The 18,905-nt window shown below is 65.7% G+C and carries 15 protein-coding genes; 6 read left to right on the forward strand and 9 right to left on the reverse strand.

Going from position 1 to position 18,905, the window contains the following annotated elements:
• Window positions 1–765 precede the first annotated feature (765 nt).
• Entirely contained in the window at window positions 766–2,067 is a 1,302-nt protein-coding gene (locus NI2_RS09105; protein ID WP_067488421.1) for a UDP-glucose dehydrogenase family protein, read from the forward strand.
• Window positions 2,068–2,723: 656 nt separating this feature from the next.
• Here the strand turns inward: NI2_RS09105 and NI2_RS09110 are convergent.
• The 3 genes from NI2_RS09110 to NI2_RS09120 form a co-directional block, all read right to left on the reverse strand.
• On the reverse strand, window positions 2,724–2,951 hold the full coding sequence (locus NI2_RS09110) for a hypothetical protein (RefSeq protein ID WP_067488423.1): 228 nt from the start codon (window positions 2,949–2,951) through the stop codon (window positions 2,724–2,726).
• 101 nt (window positions 2,952–3,052) lie between these two features.
• The gene (locus NI2_RS09115) at window positions 3,053–3,436 is read right to left on the reverse strand and encodes a hypothetical protein (protein WP_067488426.1); all 384 of its coding nucleotides are present in this window, start codon (window positions 3,434–3,436) and stop codon (window positions 3,053–3,055) included.
• A 1,163-nt stretch (window positions 3,437–4,599) separates the two neighbouring features.
• A complete protein-coding gene (locus tag NI2_RS09120; RefSeq protein ID WP_067488427.1) occupies window positions 4,600–5,460 on the reverse strand; it encodes an SDR family NAD(P)-dependent oxidoreductase in 861 nt (286 codons plus the stop codon).
• A gap of 164 nt (window positions 5,461–5,624) precedes the next feature.
• On the opposite strand from NI2_RS09120, the gene NI2_RS09125 reads away from it, so the two are divergent.
• From NI2_RS09125 to NI2_RS09135, 3 genes are all read left to right on the forward strand, one after another.
• The gene (locus tag NI2_RS09125) at window positions 5,625–6,353 is read left to right on the forward strand and encodes an alpha/beta hydrolase (protein WP_133734077.1); all 729 of its coding nucleotides are present in this window, start codon (window positions 5,625–5,627) and stop codon (window positions 6,351–6,353) included.
• A gap of 384 nt (window positions 6,354–6,737) precedes the next feature.
• A complete protein-coding gene (locus tag NI2_RS09130; RefSeq protein ID WP_067488431.1) occupies window positions 6,738–7,637 on the forward strand; it encodes an SDR family NAD(P)-dependent oxidoreductase in 900 nt (299 codons plus the stop codon).
• Between the two features lie 84 nt (window positions 7,638–7,721).
• Window positions 7,722–8,711, forward strand: coding sequence for a quinone oxidoreductase family protein (locus NI2_RS09135; protein ID WP_084476243.1), 990 nt, complete (start codon window positions 7,722–7,724; stop codon window positions 8,709–8,711).
• A 136-nt stretch (window positions 8,712–8,847) separates the two neighbouring features.
• On the opposite strand, the gene NI2_RS09140 is transcribed toward NI2_RS09135, so the two are convergent.
• The 3 genes from NI2_RS09140 to dctP are packed head-to-tail and all read right to left on the reverse strand — an operon-like array spanning window position 8,848 to window position 11,836.
• Window positions 8,848–10,131: a TRAP transporter large permease gene (locus NI2_RS09140; protein WP_067488433.1), complete on the reverse strand. Its 1,284-nt coding sequence runs from the start codon at window positions 10,129–10,131 to the stop codon at window positions 8,848–8,850.
• Entirely contained in the window at window positions 10,128–10,787 is a 660-nt protein-coding gene (locus NI2_RS09145) for a TRAP transporter small permease (RefSeq protein WP_067488435.1), read from the reverse strand. The genes NI2_RS09140 and NI2_RS09145 overlap by 4 nt, the downstream gene beginning before the upstream one ends.
• Complete coding sequence (gene dctP, locus NI2_RS09150; RefSeq protein ID WP_067488437.1) at window positions 10,784–11,836, reverse strand: TRAP transporter substrate-binding protein DctP; 1,053 nt, start codon at window positions 11,834–11,836, stop codon at window positions 10,784–10,786. The genes NI2_RS09145 and dctP overlap by 4 nt, the downstream gene beginning before the upstream one ends.
• 415 nt (window positions 11,837–12,251) lie before the next feature.
• Between dctP and NI2_RS09155 the strand changes: the two genes are divergently transcribed.
• Entirely contained in the window at window positions 12,252–12,950 is a 699-nt protein-coding gene (locus NI2_RS09155) for a DUF8020 domain-containing protein (protein ID WP_067488439.1), read from the forward strand.
• Between the two features lie 77 nt (window positions 12,951–13,027).
• The gene (locus NI2_RS09160) at window positions 13,028–14,338 is read left to right on the forward strand and encodes an MFS transporter (protein ID WP_067488441.1); all 1,311 of its coding nucleotides are present in this window, start codon (window positions 13,028–13,030) and stop codon (window positions 14,336–14,338) included.
• Window positions 14,339–14,402: 64 nt separating this feature from the next.
• On the opposite strand, the gene NI2_RS09165 is transcribed toward NI2_RS09160, so the two are convergent.
• The 3 genes from NI2_RS09165 to NI2_RS09175 are packed head-to-tail and all read right to left on the reverse strand — an operon-like array spanning window position 14,403 to window position 18,904.
• Window positions 14,403–15,878, reverse strand: a complete 1,476-nt coding sequence (locus NI2_RS09165; protein ID WP_067488443.1) for an aldehyde dehydrogenase family protein — start codon at window positions 15,876–15,878, stop codon at window positions 14,403–14,405.
• A gap of 33 nt (window positions 15,879–15,911) precedes the next feature.
• A complete protein-coding gene (locus NI2_RS09170; RefSeq protein ID WP_067488445.1) occupies window positions 15,912–16,928 on the reverse strand; it encodes a zinc-binding dehydrogenase in 1,017 nt (338 codons plus the stop codon).
• Between the two features lie 29 nt (window positions 16,929–16,957).
• A complete protein-coding gene (locus tag NI2_RS09175) occupies window positions 16,958–18,904 on the reverse strand; it encodes a hydantoinase B/oxoprolinase family protein (RefSeq protein ID WP_067488447.1) in 1,947 nt (648 codons plus the stop codon).
• Window position 18,905 lies beyond the last annotated feature (1 nt).

An 18,905-nucleotide genomic window follows, 5' to 3' on the forward strand; every position in this document is an offset into this window, starting at 1 on the left:
TAGACCTTCCCTGCGGACTATTCGATGCGGATCTCGCACGAGGCGATCTATAGGCGTTGCCCATCGTTGACTGGGGATTAGATACGACGCGCCTCATCCGCCCGCTTTCGCATCGGGCGGGTGCTGTGCGCACCTATATCCGTGGGTGGGCAGGAACGTTGGCCGACCAGGCAATCAGGACCAGTCTTGTCCCGCCGAGACTCGCGATCGTGCCACTGCTGACACCGCGGAGGCAACTTGATCTTCGGTCGGGAGAGCTCCTCGATCGGGGCACTGACCGAACGGGACACCTGATCCACTGTGCTGCTGTGCTTCTCCCACGCCTACCGAAAGGCACCCATCTCAGTCGACGCGCCGCCGTAGACGACCACACGGCACTGATCGGTCACTCCCAACCGGCGGCGGAAGGTTTTCGGCTGGGCAACTCCAGGTGCCGGCGGCTGGTTGGAGTGAAGCAGTACGCGTCGATTCGCCTTCGCGACGACTGTTCGTAGGCTGGCGCCGGGATCGGTTGACCGCAATAGGACATATATCGCAACACGGTTGGCGAGTCCCTAAACACGTTGTACAAGAAGGTATCAGGATTCGTTGTCGAGTACCGCTGAAGTTGTTCGTACGACTTCTGATTCAACAAATCAAGTGAGGACTTTTCCGGGCGGCGATGGCCAGACCACCCTGGCAGTCCCGAGTCGACTTTGACCAACACACCCGAGGCCACCGCCGCCGCAAGGCGTAGCCTCGCGAAATGGCAAGCAAGGAACAACAATGCGAATCGCTGTCTACGGTATGGGCTACCTGGGCGTAACCCATGCGGCGTGCATGGCCGAGCTTGGGCACGACGTGATCGGCGTCGAGATCGATACTGCCAAGCTCGCCAAGCTTCACGCTGGCGAAGTCCCCTTCTACGAACCGGATCTGCCAAGGTTGCTGTTGGACAACATAGAAGCTGGCCGGCTACGGTTCACCGACTCCTATGCTGAGGCGGCCGTGTGGGGCCCAGCTCATTTCATTACTGTCGGCACTCCGCAGCGCAAAGGCGAATACGCTGCTGACACGTCCTATGTCGAGACAGTAGTGGAGTCACTCCTACCACTGCTCGACTCCGATGCAGTCATCTTTGGCAAATCGACAGTGCCGGTCGGCACTGCGGGCCGACTAGCCCAACGTGCCGCGGAGCTTGCCGACGTCGATATCGATGTTGAGATCTGTTGGAACCCCGAGTTTTTGCGTGAAGGACACGCCGTCGCCGACACCCTGCGTCCGGACCGACTGGTGGTAGGCGTGCGTTCCGGCGGACGTGCCGAGGAGATGGCGCGAGAGATCTATGCCAGCATGCTCGCCGCGCACACACCTTTTCTAGTCACCGACCTGCCGACGGCTGAGCTGGTCAAGACATCAGCGAATGCCTTTTTGGCAACTAAGATCTCGTTCATCAACGCGGTCGCTGGTGTATGCGAGGCCGTCGGCGCGGACGTGGTCGCCGTCGCCGATGCGATAGGATACGACCAGCGGATCGGGCGCCGGTTTCTCGATGCCGGACTCGGTTTCGGCGGCGGCTGCCTCCCTAAAGACATCCGGGCGTTCATGGCACGTGCCGGAGAGGTCGGCGCCGATCATCTGCTGACGTTGTTACGCGAGGTGGACTCGATCAACATGCGGCGTCGCACTCGGGTGGTCGATATCGTCCGCGAAGTGTGCGGGAGCCTGATCGGCGCCCGAATCGCTGTCCTTGGCGCGGCATTCAAACCCGAATCCGACGATGTGCGCGACTCACCCGCTCTCAACGTGGCCGGGCAGCTCCAACTGCAGGGCGCCAATGTCACCGTCTATGACCCCCGGGCCATGGACAACTCACGGCGCATCTTCCCGACCCTGGACTATGCCACCTCTGCGTTGGAGGCGTGCGCGAAGGCGGACGCAGTACTCGTGCTCACAGAGTGGACCGAATTCATCGACCTCAACCCGCTCGACGTTAGTGCTGTCGCCCGAGGACGTCACATCATCGATGGCAGGCAGTGTTTGAACCAGGCGGATTGGGCAACGGCAGGCTGGACTTACCACACCTGAGCCTAGTGGGGTGCTTCCAAAGCCTCGCCAAGTTGATCGGGACCGTACGCGCGCAACGCCGCCGTAGTAGTCGGGGTCAGCGAGCTTCGCACCCAATTTCCGTTGGCTCGGATTGGGGACCCGATGACTCAACCGCGCTCTGCCAACCACCGTGCAGGTGCCACAGCCGTGTCTGCGCAATCGCATCAAGGATTTCCGCCGGCAGCTCGAATGACACCCGCAGCACCTGAGCTACGCGGCCATAGCAGGGCTCGGCACAGGCCAGTCATGCCCAACCTTCACCAGCGATCGACGGCGCGCAGGCCATCACCAGTGCGGCCCCGGACAAGATCACGGCCAACTACATTCACATCGTCCGTCACCGCACATCGGAACCGCGACAACAAGAGGTACGCAGACGGGATCCATCAAACCCACAACCAAAACGGGGAGTTGTGCGGGCCTGACCTGCTATTTCTGTGGAGCTAAGGGGATTCGAACCCCTGACCCCCACTCGGCAGTTCACAACCTCCGATGATCACCACCACACCCGCCTACAGCCCGTAGTCAGCTTCGATTCTTGACTGACCGGAAGTCTTCGACGCTAGCGCGTTTCAAAGTCCGCGGCCTTGGTAAGTCCGCCGAATCCTGCCCCGACGACGACCACCGGTGCGCCGTCATGGCCACGCCCAATTGATCACCGACCGGGTCGCGGTGGGCCTGGGTGGGTTCGGCCAGCTGGTCCAGTGTTGCCACCAGTGCAGGTAGTCGGGGGCGGCCATCGGTGCGTCGAAGACGTCCAGGCTGATGCCGAATCCGTCGACCAACTCGCCCAGGTGTGCTCCCAGGTGTTGGCGGTGGCGGTGTAGTTCGCGGTGGACGCGCTGGGCACGCCGGGGTGTCATCCGCCGGTGGGCGGCGAACCAGGTCCCTCGCTGCAGGATTCCTTCCAGCGTGTAGACCGCGGTCGCGGATTCGAGCAGGCCTCGCGCGGTGTCGCCGTCGGCTATGGTCGCGCGAGTCGTTCGCTGGTGGCGGCGGCGAGTTCGACGGCGGCGGTATCGCGATCGAGCGCGGTTCCGGCCGCAGTGATGTTGTCGCGTCGCAGTCCGGCCGCTATGCTGGCCGCTCTGTCGATGAGCATCCGGATATACCAGGACAGATGCGATGGGGTGGCCGGCAGCGCCAAGGTGATGATGTCGAAGGAGGTGAGTTGTCCGGCTTGTTTCCACAGCAGCTGTGATTCGCCTTCGGCGGTGATGATTCCTTCGGTGTTGCCGATCCAGTCCTGGATCCAGTTGGTGCGCAACGATCCTTGGGCGCCGCTGCGTTGCCGGCAGGTCAACAGGACCTCGTGGGCGGTGTAGGCCAGTAGCTGTTTGATCAGCATCGACCACACCGATGAGCGGGTCACCCGCCGGTGCGGCCACGGCCATGTCCTGCACGCAGCGTCCAAGCACGCTGGTGGCGTAGGTCGCTGCCAGCACGGAGACCAGGTCGCGGCTGACCGTGCCCCGCTCAGCCATCAGGGTCCGGCCACCGGGTCGTTGCCGTGCATAGTTGACCGTCACCGCCAACCCGGCCCGCGCACCGGCGGCGGACGCGCCCGAGTGCGGACCATAACCCCAGTCTGCACCCCCCTGACCAGATGTCGACCGTGCTGGCCACCCTCACGCGAGGTGTGCCGGGTGGCTGCCAGACTCGGAAACTGGTGGTTTGATCATGGTGGGGTCGGCAGATCGCCACTGCTGGGAGAAGGAGACGACGACCACGGTGCCGACGACTCCAGCCTCGCTTCGGCCAGGTAAGTCAAGCGTGTGCCGGGCCGGTCCCCGAGTTCGGTGATGACGGCATGAACGCGCTGGTGCATGTCTGGTTCGGTGCCGGGACCGCGGTGCGTAACGATGGACGATCGGATCACAGCCGGGTGCGAGCCCTTCTGAAGAGCCGTAAACAACGAGAAGCAACCAGGATTCTGTGCGCGCCAAAGTCCTGATCTACCAGTAGTTTTGGGTACATTCGGGCAGCTTTGAGTCGATGCGAACCGACGCCGGGTAGTCGCAGGTTTTCAAATCTTCCGCCAACCACCCTGCCCTGAGCGGGCGGTTGGCGCAGTAGACCGCTGAGTTAGAAATGCTTCATGACGATCCCGCCGTCAGCCCAGCACCAATGACGTCCGCTGAATCAGACGGTGTGTGTAGTGGTCGAATCGCCCTCCGGACACAACGCTTTTTATTGATTTACCTCGCTGACCTGCACATATAGATGTAAGTCAAATCCGACTTCGAGCCGTGCTAGTTGCGAAACCGCAGGCAGGAGTTCGTGGGGGTTCATTACGGTTCTATCTGAGAGAGCCTCGAGAAGGCTGACAGCATCAGCGAATCATTGAGGCCATCTGCTGCAGAGGCATCAACCGATCGAGATCACAAACTCCCGATTAGGTCGGCCGCTTTGAAACTCGTCCCCTTGCAGCAATTGGACCGATCTGTGAACTCCGTCGACGTACGCAGTGCGACAGACCACCTGCTCGCTCGATAGCCGATGACCCGCGGGTCAGTCCGCCGCGACAGCGCATCGGCTATCGAGGCCGGTAAGCTCTTCCGAATATGCCCACAGCTGTGCGGCCAGCTCGAGATCCACCGCCTGCTTACGGAACGAACGCCAGGGGACATGTCGTTCGAAGTAGGCGCCGTTGATCCAGCCCGCGTCGGCCGCCAGGTACACCAGTGGATCGGCACCGCGCTCTGGGCCGAGGAGCAGCTTCCGTACCGGACGTGACCGGACGATCGCGCCCATCTTGTACGGTCCGTTGTCCCAGGCACCGGTGAGCACGGGGCCCGGATTGACTGCTGCGGTTGTCAGACCGGTGCCCGCGGTGCGGCGCGCCAATTCTCGTGTGAACAGAATATTCGCCATCTTGGTGTCGGCGTAGGCGGTGATCTGGTTGAACGGCCCGGTGACCGCGTTCACGCGATCCAGCCGCAATCGCGCGAAGCGGTGGTCCGAACTCGAGGTGTTCACTACCCGCGCCCGGGACATCTCCAACCGTTCACGCAGCAGGTTCGTGAGGAGAAACCCGGCGAGGTGGTTGACCTGGAAGGTCAACTCGTTGCCGTCGACAGTAGCCGTGCGTCCAGGCCAGGATCCACCCGCGTTGTTGAGGAGCGCGTCGATCCTGTCGTAACGATCGAGCAATCTCGTGGCGAGCATGCGGACATCGTCCAAGCGGGTGAAGTCGGCCGTGAACGCCGTGCCTCCGATGCGCGCCGCCACCGCGGAAGTCCGCTCCGGTGAGCGGCCGACAACTGCGACCTCGGCACCGCGCGTGGCCAGTTTCGCGGCGGCCGCGGAGCCGATACCCGCGCTCGCCCCTGTCACCACGATGGTCTTCCCGGTCAGATCCGACCCCTGCATGTATCCCTCCGGATGCGCACAACCAATCACTTTGCCGCACAATATATTTCATTTATCATCCCCTGTCGCGGCGAAACGATCCGCACACCGTGCCGCGAGCAGGTCGGACACGATGTGAGATGTCGCACAGGTAAGGCTCCACTTACCTCTGGCACACTTCCGTTGTGCTCTTCTTCGATGGACCATCCGGGCTGGTGCACTACCGGCGCTGGCGGACAGCGCGATCACGGATGGCCGTGGTGCTTCTCCACGGACTCGGGCAGCAGAGCGCGGACTATCACCGGTTCGCCAGGTTCCTGAACCGGCACCACATCGATGTCTGGGGCATCGACCACATGGGCCACGGATTGAGCGAGGGCGAGTTCGACGGGGTCCCCCCGGTCGACGAATTGGCTACTGCGACAGTGCAGTTGATGGCTCTTGCCCGATCGGCAGACTCGTCCGGCTCGCTGGCACTGGTCGGACATTCCCTCGGCGCGGGAACGGCGCTCATCGCCATGCAGTCCGGCTCCGCCGAGGTGCGGAATGTTTCGCGGGTAGTCCTCACCGGAACCCCGGAACAGGCTCAGACCCTCGCCATTCCGGCACCGAAAGTTCCCACACTCGTTCTGCATGGGCGTGAGGATCGGCGGGCCAAGATCGACCCGATCAGGACATGGTGCGCGAATCGGCCGACGGTCACCCTGCGGGAGGTGCCCGATGCGGGGCACGATCTGCTACACGAACCGGCCCACCGGACTGTCAGCGAAACAATCGTGGACTTCCTCGCCCAGGAAATGGATCCGTTCACGTCGGCGCAGCAGATCTCGGCCGGGTCATCCTCGGTGCCACGACGGTTCGAGCATCGACGACGGCACAGCTGCCATCCGGGATGTCACGTCAGCAGCCGATAGGTGACGTTCGACTGCTTCGTCGGCCCGCGTCGGCGGCGACGCAGGCACGCCGAAAACCCTGGATGTTCGGCGACCACCCCATCGCGCCGCCCTTGACATGCGTGGTTCGTCTCGACCGGTTTCCCGGTCGAGACGAACCTTCCCCGTGCACCCACACGGCGCCGCCACGTCGCGGGGCAGCCCGACCCTAACCGATCCAGTAGCTCGACCGTTTGAGCCGCGCCGACCCCAGCAGTGCCCCGTCCTAGCCGCTGATTTTCGTGCGATCCTTGCGTCACCACACACTCAGCGGCATATACTATTAAATATATTTTAGAACCCGATGGGTCGCCTCGCGACCCATCGACCTGCGTCCATGCCATGCATGGAGGGAAGTGAGAGACCATGTTGCGTTTCGACGGGAAGGTCGCCATCGTCACGGGCGGCGGCCGGGGGCTCGGCCGTTCGCACGCGCTGCTGCTGGCCTCACGGGGAGCATCGGTCGTAGTCAACGACTTCGGATCTTCTGCCGCCGGGCAAGGGTCCGATACCTCTCCGGCCGACGACGTGGTCTCCGAGATCATCGCGGCGGGTGGAAAGGCGGTGGCGAACCACGACAGTGTGACCACCGGAGCCGAGTCGATCGTGCAGACCGCGATCGACGCGTTCGGGCGTCTCGACATCCTCGTGAACAATGCCGGCATCAACCACATGACCCCTTTCGGGCCGGAGGCGATCGAAGGCATCCGGCAGCACATCGAGGTCAATTTTCTCGGCACCGCGGCTGTGACGGCCGCAGCCTGGCCGCATCTCATCGCGTCGGGCGCGGGGCGAGTGGTCAACACCGCGTCGCCGACGCTGGTCGGCTTCGAACAGCAGAGCGCCTACGTGGCCTCGAAGGGTGCGGTCTTCTCGTTCACCCGCACTCTCGCCATGGAGGCGCTCGCGGTCGGGATTCGTGTGAACGCGATCGCCCCCACCGCCTACACGCGGATGGCGGCGGAAGCGGAGATCCCCGATGATCTCAAGAAGAAGCTCGAGGCGACGATGACCACCGAAATGGTGTCTCCGACGGTCGCCTACCTCGCGCACGAGGACTGTTCCATCACCGGCGAGACCCTCCTGAGCCAGGGTGGTCTGATGCAGCGCTTCGCACTCACGATGAACGACGGGTATACGAACCCCGAGGCCACGCCGGAGGACATCCAGGCGAACCTCGACGCCATCCTGGCCGATGGCAGCAGCAAGCCGGTCGGAATCATCGGGTCCGAGAACGAGGGCTCGCTTCTCGACTTGTTCAACTGATCCTGACCAGGCCGGGGTGGGCATCGACCTCACCCCGGCCGGAGCTGTCGGGCACCGCTGACCCAGCTATCGCCAGGAGCACGCTTGACCGACACGATGCGCGCACTCGTTTCCGGAATCGGCCCCGACTGGGTACTACGAGAAGTTCCGCGACCGCAGCCCGCAGCAGGTCAGATCCTGGTGCGCAATCGCGCCGCCGCCACCAACAACGCCGACCTGCCGATGCTCGCCGCCGCGGACCCGACTCACGGCGGACACGGCAACCAGTTCATCGCCGGTTTCGAATACGCCGGTGAGGTAGCCGCGCTCGGCGACGGCGTGGACGGGTGGCAGGTCGGCGATCCGGTGATGGGGTCGATTCCATCGTCTTTCGCCGAATACATCGTCGCCGATCAGCGCTTCGTCCTCCCCCGCCCCGGCGATCTCGATCCGGCCGTGGCGTGCGCGCTGCCGACCGGTCTGCTCACCGAACACGGCGCACTCACCGCTGCGAGATTCACTGCTGGACAGAGCGTGCTCATCACCGGCGCTTCCACCGGTATCGGACTCATCGGCGCCCAGTTGGCCAAAGCCCTCGGCGCCGCCCAGGTCATCGGCACCTCCCGTACCGCCGCGAAACGCGAGCTGTTGGCGGAGGCGGGGGTCGACACGGTCATCGTCACCGACGAACAAGAGCTTACCGAAGCCACCCTCGATGCCACCGACGGTGAGGGCGTCGACGTGGTGCTCGACCACATCGCGGGCCAGACCTTCGCCCGATGCCTGCCCGCGACCAAGATCGACGGTCACGTCGTCAATATCGGCCGCCTCGCCGGCCCGGCCTCCACCATCGACCTCGACGCCCTGTCCTACCGGCATCTCACGGTTCATGGAGTCTCATTCGGCTTCACCCGCGACCAGGAGATGGCCGACGTCATCGCCGCGCTCCTGCCCGAGGTGATCCCGGCCGTCGCTCGCGGGCAGATCCGACCGGTGATCGACAGCACCCTGGGCCTGACGCAGGGCAAGGCAGCCGCCGATCGGCTGCGATCCGGCGAAGCAGTCGGAAAGATCGTGCTGGTCATGGGGAACTGATAAGCACGTTCGCCCCGGTTTCGATTTGCCGTCGTGATCATCGGCTCGTGAGCGCAGGCGCGGCATCGAAGTCGACCTGCCGGCCTGCGCTCACATCCCGACATCCGTGCCTCCGGCAGCCGGCGACAGTGACCAGCTATCGCGAATCCGGTAGCCAGGTCACGACATCGGGCCACAGGATGAAGCCGATGGCGACGATCACCATGGCGACCGCGTAGGGCGCGGCACCCCGGAACACTTCGACGGTGTCGCGGCCGGTCGCCCGCGCCACGACGAAGACGTTCAAGCCGAGCGGTGGCGAGATCAGGCCGATCTCGCCCATGAGGACAACGAACACGCCGAACCAGATCACGTCGTAGCCGATCGTCTCCACCAACGGCAGGACGATGGGCACGGTGAGGGCGATGATGGCGACCTGGTCCATGAAGAAGCCGAGCACGATGTACATCACCAGCAAGGCGAGCATGATCGCGATCGGCGGAACCGGCAGGCCCTCGATCCAGGTGACCATCGAGGCCGCGACTTTGGTCTGCGCGAACGCGTAACCGAACACGTGCGCCGCGATCACGATGGCGAAGATCATCGCGCTGGACTTGACCGAATCGACCACCGCGTCGACGAGACCGGTGACGGTCATGCGGCCGTGTATCGCGACAAGCAGTGCGGCGACCAGGCAACCGATGGCCGCGGACTCGGTGGGCGTCACGATGCCGAAGTAGATCAGACCGACCACCGCCAGGAACACGACCGCGATCGGCAGGGCCTCGAGCACCGCCTTGATCTTGGTCAGCCACGAGGACCGTTCGCCGCGCGGCATCCTGGACGGGTCGCGCAGGGCGGGCAGCAGCATGGCAGCCAACAGCGCCGCGGCGATGATCAGCCCCGGAACCAGGCCGGCGACGATCATGTCCCCCACACTGGTTTCGGCGGTGACGGCGTAGAACACGAGGATGACGCTGGGCGGGATCATGCCGCCGAGCGTGCCGACCGAGGCCACGATGCCGGTGGCGGTGGTCGGGCGGTATCCCTCATCGATCATGCGTTTGCTGGTCGTCTCGGCGAGTGTCGCCGCGGCGGCGGTCGACGAACCGGAGATGGCCGCGAAGCCGACTCCCGCTGCGGTGGAAGCGATTCCGGTGCCGCCGGGGATCCGGCCGAACATGGTGCGCCCGGCGTTGAACAGCGAGTCCATCATTCCCGACATCAGCATCAGATGTGCCATCAGGATGAACAACGGAATCGCCGACAGGGACAGCGACTGCACCGATCCCACCGGTATCGCCTCCAGGACTCCGAGTCCGGCCCCGACCGACAGCTGCAGAGCCAAGCCCGCCAAACCGGCACCGAGAATCGCGAACGACACCGGCACCCGGACTGCGATCAGGGCGATCAGCAGCACTGCCATGACAAGCGCGATCATCGCGCACCTCCCGCGATGTCGGTACCGGAATGGCTCGTCGCCACCGGGGTTTCAGGTGTGTCGCCTGGGTCGTAGTCGGTGGCGAGGACTGTCCAGGGCGCGATCAGCTCGCGGATGAGATCGATGAGGACCACGATCATGCCGAGCACCATCGAGACGGGCAGAATCGCGCGCATGAACCACCCGGGTATGAGCAGTTCCGACGACCCGCGGATCGGTCCTTCGTCGATGGCGATCGCGAACACCAGGCCTTCGATACCGGCGGTGAGCAGTGCGCCCATGCCGATGAGCAGCACGAGGTAGGCCAGGATCAGCAGGACTTTCCGCATCCGCACACCCAGGCGGTAGAAGAGGCTGGTCACGGCGACGTGGGCGCCGCTGCGGTAGGCGGTCACCAGTCCGAAGAAGGCGACGATGGTGAGCAGGTACATCTCGATGAACGCGACAGCCCAACCCACTGTGACGGAGAAGAAGGTACGCAGGACCACGTCGACGAGCGTCAACGCGACGATCGCGACGATCGCGATTCCGGCGATGACGCCGCAGACCGCCGAGATGCCGTTCTGGACGCGATCCAGTCCGGGGTGTTCCTCGGTGCGATAACCGAACATGGTGCGCTGGGCGGTACCGTGCCGGAAGGGGTGAACGATACTCATTTCGCCGCTCCCCCGACCCGGGCCTCGATCGCATCGAGAACCTCGCGGGCGTCCAGGCCCGCTGATTCCAGGTCGCGAACCCATTCGGCGCGCACGCTCGCGAGCGCGGCGTCCCACTGTGGGCGCGTCTGTGGGCTGACCTCGTCGAATTGGATTCCGGCCGCCCGCATCGCGTCGACGGCCTTCGCGTCGGCCGCGGCGATCGACGTGCAGGCTCCGGCGCGCGCCACTTCGGCGGCCGCCTGCACCACCCGTCGTTGCGCGTCGTCGAGCTCGGCCCAGGCATCGGCGTTCATCGTGAACCAGATGCTGCTCGAGCCCAGATTCGCCCGCAGCGTTCCGTACCGCAGCACCTCCTGGAAGCTGTAGGAGAGCACGGCGTAGCGCGGCAACAGCGCGCCATCGATCGTTCCACGTGAGAGCGCCTCGTACATGTCGCCGACCGGCAACGAGACCGGGGCCACGCCAAGACCTTTCGCGACCCGGTCACCCACGCCACCGGGCGAGCGCACCAGCAGGCCGGCGAGGTCCTCGGGTCGGGTGGCGCGGCGGTCGGCGGTGAAGACCTCGATCCCGGAGACGGCAGCACCCCACAGTGGCACGACACCGCGCTGCTCGATCTCCTTGTCGTAGATGATCCCGCCGGGTTTCACCAGGGGATCGAGCACCTGAACCGTGGTGCACGGATCGTCGGTCAGCCCCGGAAGATCACCTACGCCGGTCAGTGGCAACTCGTCGGCCAGGTAGGCCGGCAGGACGAATCCCATGTCCACCGCGCGGGTTCGGACGAGGGTGAGCATTTCCTGGGTCTTGCCCAGTTGCCCGGCACCGTAGTAGTCCAGGTGCAAGCCGACCTCGGGACCGTGCTCACGCAGATAAGCGAAGAACGGGGCGGAGCCACCTTTGCTGACCGGATGCCCACCGGAGAATCCGTCGGCCACCACCAGCGTGATGCCGTCGTCGGAGCCGTGTTCCGCCGAGCCGCAGCCCACGGTCGCGACCAGGATCGCGGCCAGCGCTGCCAGTGCCGCTTTCGGACGACGCGTCATGGTTTGCCACCACCCGAGCAAGCTCCGGGCAGCCGTCGAAGCGAGGTAGTCGGCACTGCCGGATCGCTCTCGGGTGGGGTGGCTCGATACTTGAAACCCACGCTCGTCTCCGCTTCATCAGGTGTGGCTGACGCCACAGTTCAGCATAATATATAAAGCACCGTATCAAGAAGTGTGACGCGTCACTGGCGATTCGACCGTACCCGCGCCGAACTCCACGTTCGGATGAAGTTCGCGAAAACCCGATCTGAAATCTTGCTCAGCGAATATATTATGTTTTCTGCTCCGATCCGCTTGCGATCCGACGCAGATCTCGCGCTGTCCGGCGGCAGATCCTGCCCACCAGCAAGCCTCCCGTTACCCCAACTTCGGTGGCCGGCGCGTCAGAACCCCACCCCCCTTCTCGAGGAGCACTATGAAACCCACCCGTCTGGCAGGCGCCTGTGCCGCCACGCTCAGCGCCCTGGTCCTGACCTCGACCGTCGCCGCCGCCGACCCCCTCAGCGTCGACATCGTCCCCGGCGTGAACTACACCGCGTACAAGGACGGAACCGCGGCCGTCATCGAGATCGAGCACGGCGCCCTCATCGTGGACAACGGCCAGTTCCAGATCCGGTCCGACCGCGGCGAGATCTTGGCCGGCGTGCCGCTCGAGTTCAACGTCGACGACATCGCCTTTCCGATCGACGTGGCCATCACCGGCGACACCGCGCGCCTGACCCCGGTGCTCGATCCCGCCCGCGCCCACTACCGACCCGTCGCGCTCCCCCACCAGGAACAGGCACCGTGGAAATCCCCGTACGACCGTGAGCAGGCCGCCTGGTCGCGGATGACCTCGACCATCTCGATGGGTGCGGCCGTGGGCGCCCTGGTCGGGGCGGTCGGCGCGGGCACCATCGGGTGTCTGCTCGGCGGCGTGACAGCCGGTGTCGCCACCGGGCCCCTGGCATTGCTGTTCGGTGCGGGCCCGCTGGCCGGTTGCCTCATCGGCGCCGCCGCCCTGGCCCCGATCGGTGTGCTGACCGGCGCGATCCTGGTCGGCGCTCCGGTAGCGATCGCGGCCGTCATCCAGTACCAGGACACGGTCAACGCCCCGTTCCCCAGCCAGAAATAGACGGCCGGTGGGCGGCTCGTCGGGGCCGCCCACCTCGTGCCGAGCGAAGCGACCCCGAGCCCCCGAAGGACACGCACGTGACACAACTCGCGAAAGAGCAAACCTCGCCCGCCACACCACCACCGACCCCGGGCCCGGGGATAACCGGATGGGGTCTGACCGGGATGCTGGTGGTGCTCTACCTCCTCAACGCGTCGGACAAGGCGGTGTTCGGGCTCATCGCCCAGCCGCTGCGCGAGGATCTGGATCTGAGCGCATCGCAGATCGGGTTCACGGGCAGCCTGTTCTTCCTCGCTTTCACCGTCGGCGGGTTCCTCGCGGGACCGATCAACAAGCTCCTGGCGCTGCGCTGGTCGATCGCGCTCATCGCGGTGCTGTGGGGTCTGGTCATGCTGCCGCTGGTGGTGTGGGCGACCTTCGCCGTGCTGCTGCTGAGCCGGATGCTGCTCGGTTTCACGGAAGGGCCCACCTCGGCTCTGCTGCACACCGCGGCGTACTCGTGGCATCCGCCGAACAAGCGCGGACTACCCAGTGGGCTCATTCTCACGGGCAGCATGCTGGCCAAGATGGCCGTCGTACCCCTGCTGGCGCTGGTCGTCGCGGAGTACGGCTGGCGCGCGGCGATCATCGTGCTCGCGGCCGCGACCGCCCTGTGGTGCGTCCCGTGGCTGCTGACGTGGCGGCCGGGCCCGTATCAGGTGGGTGGCAAGCATGCCGCGCCCGAGGACGCCACGACCGAACCCGCGGTGCCGTGGCGGCGGCTGCTGACGTCGAAGACCTTCGTCTCGGCGGTCGTCGTCGCGATCACCGCGTACGCGCTGATGTCGGTCGTGTTGACTTGGCTACCTTCGTATTTCGAACAGGGCCTCGGGTACTCGCGACTGGAGTCGGGCACACTGTTCGCCGCGCCGAGTTTCGTCGGGATCGCCACGCTCGTCGGTGGCTCGTGGCTCAGCGACCGCGGCGTGAGTCGTGGCCTGTCGACCCGGCTGGTGCGAGTGGTCGTGCCGTGCGTCGGTGTCATGATCGCCGGCGTACTGCTGCTGAGCCTGCCCCTGCTCGGGTCGCCGCTGCTGGCGGTGATCGCGGTGTCGGTGGCCTACGGCCTGGTGGTGGCGATCTTCCCGCTGCTCAATGCCGCGGTCATCGCGACGTGCCCGCCGCGCCAGACCGCCGGGGTGATCGGCGCGTTCTTCGCGCTGCAGGCGATCGGCGGCATCATCGGTCCGTGGTCGATGGGGATCGTGGTCGACGCGTCGGCGAGCAAGGTCGACGGCTATACGGCCGCCTTCCAATGCCTCGGTGTGGTGGGCGCGATCGCCGCGGTGGCGGCGTTGTTCCTCGCCGATCCGCTCCGCGATCGGGAACGGTTGCGCGTGACTCGCTGAGCCTCGACGAACAGAAGAACGGCCGGGAGACTTCATCGTCTCCCGGCCGTTTTCGCTGGGCGGCTCAGCCCAGGTTCATGTAGACGGCCTTCGGGTAGAGGTAGCTCTCCACGTGTTCGCGGCCGCCCTTCCAGCCGTAGCCGCTCATCTTCGTTCCGCCGAAGCCGACCGACGGGTCGAGGATCCCGTAGCAGTTCACCCAGACGGTGCCCGCGTTGATGCCGCGCGACACCTTGTGCGCGGTGCTGAGATCCCTGGTCCAGACCCCACCGGCCAGCCCGTACGGGGTGGCGTTGGCCAGGCGCAGCGCCTCCTCGGTGTCGTCGAACGGGATCACCGTCGCCACCGGGCCGAAGATCTCCTCCTGCGCGATGGTCATCTCGTTGGTGGCCGAGGCGAACACCGTGGGCTCGACGAAGAAGCCCGATGCGCGGTCGCCGTCGAGCCGCTTGCCGCCGCTGACCAATTCGGCCTCACCGGAACCGATGTCGATGTAGTTCAGCACCCGGTCGAGTTGGCGCTGTGAGATCAGCGGGCCCAGTTGGCTGTTCGGGTCGAGGCCGTCACCCACCCGGATCGTCTTGGTGAATTCGGCCATGCGCGAGACGAATTCGTCGTGAATCGAGCGCTGGACGAAGATACGGGTGCCGGCCACGCAGACCTGACCGCTGTTGGTGTACACGCCCATCGCCGCGCCCGGCACCGCCAGATCCAGATCGGCATCGGCGAAGACGATGTCGGGCGACTTGCCACCGAGCTCGAGCTGCAGCCGCTTCATGTTCCCGGCCGAGGCGCGCACGATGGTCTGGGCGGTACCGACCGAACCGGTGAACGCGATGCGGTCCACACCGGGGTGCTCGGCCAACGCCGCGCCCGCGTCCTTGCCGTAACCGGTGACCACGTTGACGACACCGTCGGGAACGCCCGCCTCGGTGAGCAATTCGGCCACCCGCAGCACCGACAGCGACGCGTCCTCGGCAGGCTTGAGGACGGCGGTGCAGCCGGTCGCCAGGGCCGGGCCGAAGATCCACCAGAGACCGATGAGCGGGCCGTTCCACGGGATGATCCCGCCGACCACACCGACGGGTTCGCGGTAGCGCAGGGTCAGGAAGTCACCGGGCAGCGAGTTCGGCGGCGTGCTCGCGGTGCCCGCGTCGACCTGGGAGGCGAAGAACTGCAGTACCTGCGAGGTCCACTCGCGCAGGCCGCGCGTGCGGGTCAGCGGGGCGCCCATGTCCAGGGTCTCGATGGTGGCGAGTTCTTCGAAGTTCTCGAGCACCAAATCGTGGACACGCAGGATCAGCGAGCGACGCTGGTGCGGGGTCCAGCGGCTCCATTCGCCCTCGAAGGCGGTGCGGGCAGCCGCGACGGCGGCGTCCACATCAGCGGCGCCGCTCGCGGCGATGGTGCCCATGGTGGCACCAGTGGCGGGGTTGACGACGTCGATGGTCTCGCCCGAGGCGGCGGGCACCCAGCGTCCGCCGATCAGGTTGTGCTTGGCCGTGCCGACGAACGCGGGCACCGGATGGGTGGTGGTCATAGATCTCTCCGAATCAACGAAAGGACGTGGGGGTCAGTCGAAAAGGAAGACGCCCTTGCCCGCGTCCTGCTTGTCGAACCATCGGTAGGCCTCTTCCGCCTGCTCGAGGGTCCAGGTGTGCGAATACAGGTCGTCGACCGGAAGATTGTGCGCCACAACGTAATCGGCGCAGCGTGCCTGTTCGATCGTCGACATGGTCCAGGACGTCATCAGCGTCCACTGATTCTTGTAGACGGACTGGGTCGTGAACTCGACGTGCCCGGGCAAGCCGATGAACACGGCCCGGCCGAAGGTGCCGAGCACGGCCAGGGCGTCCTCACCGGCCCGGCCGGAGGTCTCCAGCACGACGTCGGCCTTACGGCCGCCGGTGTGTTCGGCGACGACCTCGGCCACGGACTGCTCGCGGGAGTTGACGACGATGTCGGCACCGAACCGTTCGCTCTCGGCGAGTCTGCGGTTGTCGACGTCGACAGCGATCACGCGGGCGCCCATCGACGCCGCGAACATCGTCGCCGAAAGGCCGACCGGCCCTTGCCCGAAGACCACCGTGGTCGTGTCCGCGACGCCACCGGCACGCTTGATCGCACCCCACGCCGTCCCGGTGCCGCACCCGATGGCCGCGCCTGCCTTGAACGACAGTCCTTCCGGCATCGGCAGCAGCGCCGCCGTCGGCACCAGGGCGAAGGAGGTGTGGCCGCCGTTGACGTGCACCGCCATGGTCTTGCCGGGTGCGGTCTCACACATCTGCGGCCAGCCCGCACGGCAACGGCGACAGGTGTTGCAGCCGAAGTAGTGGTGGATCATCACCCGGTCGCCGACGGCGAAGCGGGCCGGGTCGACACCGTCGCCGACCACGTACACCTCACCGCACGGTTCGTGACCCTGGATCACCCCGTGGTCGAAATCGAAAGCGCCGTGGTAGAAGTGCAGGTCGGAGCCGCACATTCCCGAGGCGCGGATCTTCACCACGACTTCGCCGTAGCCCGGTTCGGGTTCGGGGAAGTCCTTCAGCACCGTGGTGCCGTCTCCCGGGAACAAGATCCCCTTCATCAGTTTTCTCCTGTCTCGTGCGAGCAAAATCAGGCGGAGGGGCGGGCGCGCAGCCGCGCTGTCGCCTCGTGATCGATGCGCAGGCCCTCGGGGTCGAGGTGCGGGTCGCCCTCGACGACGACCCCGTAGTCGCGCGCGGCGCCCTCGACACTCACGTACTCGTTACGGACGTCGGCCAGCACCCGCTCCGGATCACGCCGCATCGGATCGCCCCATCCGCCACCACCATTGGTGAGGCAGCGCAGGATCGTGTTCGGTCCGGTCGACCACACCTGCTCGGCGGCGAAGTAGTGGTAGCGGCCGTCGACCGAGTCCAGCGCCTTGGTTTCCGGATCGAGCACCCCGGCGACGGGCACGCTGTCGGCATAAACCTGCGAGTCGGTGCCGAGCAGGCCGGGGGTCGCGCCGTCCGCGCCCGGCGGGAACAGCCACATCGCCCCGGTCGGCCCGGCCTGTCCGCCGTTGGCGCCGACACCCGAGGGCTGCTTGGTGCGGAACGGTGACAGGTAGTGCGTGCCGGCAGTGAGCCACAGCGCGTCCTTGAGATTGGCCGCCCCGCCGCGGAAGGTGCCCGCGCCGCCGGTGTCGATGGCGTGTTCCTTGCGCAACAGCACCACCGGGGACTCACGTTCGATCGTCTCGGTCGCGGGGTCGAGGTTGTTGAGCGTGAACAGGACGGTGTAGCTGTCGCCGTCGCCGACATGCGTCGCGCCCCACGGTCCGTGTTCGCCGCCGCACTGGGTGGCCGAGGTCCACGGGGTGCCGTCGGCCCGCAGGCCGGAGGCGTTGTGGGTGTTGGTGGAGCCGTAGTCACCACCGACGCCGTGCTTGCCGAGGACGGGGTTGAGCGCGTCGAAGATCGCCGACGCCACAGCGCCGGAGGCTTCCCAGAACATCATGATGCCGCCGTCTGGTGGCAGCGAGGAGACGATGGTGCCCGGGGGCACCGCAAGGTCGACGTTGCGCCAGGTGCCGGAGGTGAACGGCACCTTCGGGTCGAGCAGCATCGTGAGGGCGACGCCCACAGCGGTTTTGGCGTCGAGCACACCGCAGTTGATGCAGGTCCTGGCCTGCGGCGAGGTGCCGGACAGGTCGATCTCCATGTCCTCGCCGCGCTTGCGCACGAGCACCCGCACCGTGTAGTCGACGGTGTCGTCGAGACCGTCGGCGTCGATCAGCGCCGAGCCCGCGTAGTCTCCGTCGGGTACCAGTGCGATCGCGTCGCGCATGCGCTCGGCCGAGGTGTCGCAGGAATAGTCCAACGTGCCGAGATAGGCCGCGAGACCGTACCTTTCGATGTTCTCCAGGATCAGCCGCTCCCCCAGCTTCAGCTGCTGGAAGATGCTCTTGAAGTCGGGCAGCAGCATGCCGCCCCAGCGGGTGTTGTCGAAGATCAGGCTGAAGGTGGAGCGCACCGGTTCGTCTTGTGCCCAAAGCAGCATGGGCGGGATGACGAGGCCGTTCTCGTAGACATTGCTCTTGGTCGCGGAGAAACCGCCGGGCACCGTGCCACCCATGTCGAGTTGATGCGCACACATGGTGACGAAGGAGACGATCTCTCCGTCGACGAACACCGGGCGGGTGAACGCCACATCGTTCACGTGCCTGCCACCTCGGTACGGGTCGTTGCAGATCAACACGTCACCGGGTCGCAGGTTCTCGGGCCCGTACTCCTCCACGGCGTTGCGGACCGCGTCACCCATCGTGCCGAGGAACACGACCAGGCTGTTGCTGACCACGGCCATCGGATAGCCCTTGTTCGCGGGACCGCTGATGGTGCAGGCGAAGTCGTACCAGTCGCGGATGATCGGCGAGAACGCCTCGCGCATGAAACCGGTGGACATGTGCTCGACCGCGTAGCGCAGCCGGTTGGTGATCACGGTGGCACTGAACCGGTCGGCACCGTAGCGCTCGCGGAACAGGGCGTCGGACAGGTCGCGCAGCCGGGGGGCGGCGGGGATGGTCGGACTGGACATG

Origin of the sequence: Nocardia ignorata NBRC 108230, assembly GCF_001612905.1 — a bacterium.
Taxonomy (GTDB): Bacteria; Actinomycetota; Actinomycetes; order Mycobacteriales; family Mycobacteriaceae; genus Nocardia; species Nocardia ignorata.